A 3,164-nucleotide genomic window follows, 5' to 3' on the forward strand; every position below is an offset into this window, starting at 1 on the left:
ACGCCGCGCCGATCCGGGCGGTGAACTCCGCCGGATCGGCGCACGAGTCGAGCGTGGGCCCGCCGTCGGGGAACACGTGCCGCACGATCGTGTCCAGCGGAACCAGGTCGAGGTACTCGTCGAGCTTCGCGCCGGTCGCCTCGAACAGGTCGTGGAAGACGTCGGGAAGGGTGAGCAGGCTCGGCCCGGTGTCGAAGTGGAACATCCCGGCCGGGGTGTCGTGTGAGTACCGCCCGAGCTTGCCGCCGACCGTGTCGGCCCGCTCGAAGACGGTGACCTCGTGTCCGGTGGCGGCCAGCCGGGCGGCGGTGGCCAGCCCACCCACCCCGGCGCCGACGACCACGATCCGCGCCATGTCGCCCTCCTAGGTGACCGGGCGGCCACGCCAGGACAGGCGGCGCCGCTTCCGCAGATGGTACGACCGCAGGGTCAGCCAACCGAGGACCACGACCGACACGGGGTGTGCCAGCGCGTCGGGCCACCACCGTCCGCCGGTCGCCCGCGCGCTGACGACCCGACCGGCCACCCCGACCAGGTACGCGGCCAGCCCCGCCGCGGCCACCGCGGGCGCGCCGGCCAGCAGTGCCACCAGCGCGGCCAGCGGGGGAGCGGTGTAGAGCAGAAGCAGCAGCGCCACCACGGCCGCCGCCGCGCCCGGGTGCCCGAACGAGGCCCACAGCGACTTCGAGTAGCCGTCGCGCAGTTGCGGCCAGTCGGCGTACATGCGGCAGGACGCCAGCCGGGAGCCGTCGGCGAGGGCGATCCGGCCGCCGGCCCGCTTGACCGCCCGGGCCAGCTCGACGTCCTCCAGCACGCTGGCGGCCACCACGGCGTGCCCGCCGGCGGCGGCGTACCCGGCCCGGTCGAGGACGAGGAACTGCCCGCCGGCGGCCGCCAGGGACGGCCGCGGCGAGCGCTCCATCGCCCGCAGCGGCAGGAAGGTCAGCCACAACCACTGCAGCAGCGGCTGCACGAGCCGGTCGGCCGCCGTCGCCACCACGATCCGGGGGTACGGCGACAGCAGCGTCACCCGTGCGGCGCGCAGCTCGGTGACGGCCGCCGCCACCGCGTACGGGTGCAGGACCACGTCGGCGTCGACGAAGACCAGTGCGGTGGCCGCCGGGTCGGTTCGGGTGGCGAGCTGCCAGCAGGCGTGCGGCTTGCCCAGCCAGCCCGGCGGCGGGGCGACCCCGGTCAGCAGGGTGACCCGGGGGTCGTCGCCGACGACCGCGCGGACCACGTCGGCGGTGCCGTCGGTGGACCCGTCGTCGAGCACCACGATCCGCAGGGCCGGCACGCCCCGCTGGGCCAGCAGCGCCTCCAGGCACGGGGTGACCCGCGCGGCCTCGTCGCGCAGCGGCAGCAGCACCGCCACCGGTTCGGTCACCTCGGCCGGCCGGTCGGTGAGGCGGCGCAGCCAGCGACCGGCGTTGACCAGGGTGTGCCCGGTCAGCACGGCGACGCCGAACAACAAAGTGAGTACGACGGTCATGCCGGGACGTCGACCCGGGTGGGCCGGGGCCGGCTGTCCCGGTCACCGCGCCGGGCCCGGTACAGGCTCACCGCGAGCGGCACGGCGGTCACCGACATGCCCACCGCGCCCCACAGCGCCGAGGCGGGCAGCGCGAGGAAGACCGCGTGGGCGAGCACGCTGGAGAAGTAGGTCCACAGGTAGAGCGCCGCCATCGGGTCGTCCCGGGAGTCGGTGACCGCCACGGCCGCACCGGCGAGGGGACGCAGCGCGCTCATCATCAGCACCGCGAACAGGAGCCACCCGAGGTAGTTGCTGACCGGGATGCCGGGCAGGCCGGGCAGCGCCGGGGTGGCGTCCCGCCAGACCCAGTAGCCCTCGGCGACCATCTGCGGGTCGAGGAAGAGGTCCCAGGTGGCCAGTCCGAGGGTGGCCAGCGCGATCCGCCGCAGCGTACGGCCGGCGCCGATCCCGTCCGCGCCGGTGGCCCGGTCGACGCCTCCGGTCAGGCGGACGGCCGCCAGCCAGGCCGGCCAGGCCATCCAGGTCCACGCGAGCGGGATGATCAGCGGTACCCCGGCGAGCTTCGGCCCGAGCTGGCCGGAGTAGTCGTAGCTGCCGAACGGGAAACCGGTGGCCACGCCCAGCGCCTCGATGGCGAACCCGCCACCGGTGGCCACCGCGACCAGCGCCGCCGCCGTACGCGGGCCGCGGGTGAGCAGCGCGTGGCCCACCGACAGCAGGTAGCCCAGCACGACCGTGGCCACGGTGAGCCGGGCCCGGGTGGTGCCGGTGGTCAGCGGGTAGCAGATCTGCACCAGCACCAGCACGGCCAGCAGCGCCCAGGAGAACCGCCGTGCGGTCACGGTGCGCCCGGTCCGGGTGCGGCGGGCGCGGGCAGCGGAAGGTTCCGACCGAGCACGCCGAACGGGCGCTCGTCCCCGGGGAAGTGGAAGTCGCGCAGGATGTCGACGAAGCCGAACCGCCGGTACAGCCGCCAGGCCCGGGAGCGCTGCTCGTCGGCCTCCGGCGTGGACAGCAGCGTGGTGGCGCCCTCGGCCATGGTCAGCAGGGCCCGCAGCTGCCCCGCGCCCAGGCCGTGCCCCTGCGCCGGGGGCCGGACGTGCAGCTCCACCACCTCGAAGCAGTACGTCAGCCAGCGCTGGCGGGCCGTCGGGTCCAGGGCCCGCCACACCTGGTCGTGCCACCACTGGCCGGGTGCGCCGAGGTAGCCGTAGCCGAAGCCGGCCAGGTGCCCCTCGCTGGTCAGGCTGGCCACCGCGCGGAAACCGGGGCGGCGGACGTGGGTGGCGATGTAGCCGCGCCGGGCGTCCAGCAGGTCGGTGCGGTATCCCATCGCCTCGCCGTAGACGGCCACCACGTCGTCCAGCCGCCGGACGAGGTCGTCCGGCGTCCACCGCACCAGCCTCATGCTCTGCCTCTTTCGTCCGTGACCCACCCCAGCACCGCCCGGTCACCGACCACGTCGCGCACCTCGAACCGCGCGAAGAGTTCCTCCGCGTACCACCCTTCCGTGGGGGTCCGCGTGATCGCGGCGCGGTGCTCCGGGTGACGGTACGCGAACGCCACCAGGTCCGTCTGGTCGCGCCACACGCTCACCGTGCCCTGCCAGCCCAGCGGCGCCTCGCCGACACCGAATGGTCGGGCGTACAAGGAGGGGGTGGGGTTCTCC

The 3,164-nt window shown here is 75.1% G+C and carries 4 protein-coding genes and 1 pseudogene; all 5 read right to left on the minus strand.

Annotation, left to right across the window (positions count from 1 at the left end; genetic code table 11):
• Positions 1-355, minus strand: a 355-nt coding sequence (locus tag AB0I76_RS26035; protein WP_357040593.1) for an FAD-dependent oxidoreductase, incomplete at its 3' end; no start/stop codon positions are given.
• Between the two features lie 9 nt (positions 356-364).
• Complete coding sequence (locus tag AB0I76_RS26040) at positions 365-1,492, minus strand: glycosyltransferase family A protein (protein WP_357040596.1); 1,128 nt, start codon at positions 1,490-1,492, stop codon at positions 365-367.
• A complete protein-coding gene (locus AB0I76_RS26045; RefSeq protein ID WP_357040599.1) occupies positions 1,489-2,337 on the minus strand; it encodes a carotenoid biosynthesis protein in 849 nt (282 codons plus the stop codon). The genes AB0I76_RS26040 and AB0I76_RS26045 overlap by 4 nt, the downstream gene beginning before the upstream one ends.
• A complete protein-coding gene (locus AB0I76_RS26050) occupies positions 2,334-2,903 on the minus strand; it encodes a GNAT family N-acetyltransferase (RefSeq protein WP_357040602.1) in 570 nt (189 codons plus the stop codon). The genes AB0I76_RS26045 and AB0I76_RS26050 overlap by 4 nt, the downstream gene beginning before the upstream one ends.
• Positions 2,900-3,164, minus strand: a pseudogene (locus tag AB0I76_RS26055) (monooxygenase); the annotation flags it as partial. The pseudogene AB0I76_RS26055 and the gene AB0I76_RS26050, both read right to left, overlap by 4 nt.

The sequence above is a fragment of the Micromonospora sp. NPDC049799 genome (genome assembly GCF_040656655.1).
Taxonomy (GTDB): Bacteria; Actinomycetota; Actinomycetes; order Mycobacteriales; family Micromonosporaceae; genus Micromonospora.

Coding starts and splice junctions, on each gene's coding strand:
- AB0I76_RS26040 (WP_357040596.1), bottom strand. CDS start 1,492: ATGACCGTCGTACTCACTTTGTTGTTCGGCGTCGCCGTGCTGACCGGG.
- AB0I76_RS26050 (WP_357040602.1), bottom strand. CDS start 2,903: ATGAGGCTGGTGCGGTGGACGCCGGACGACCTCGTCCGGCGGCTGGAC.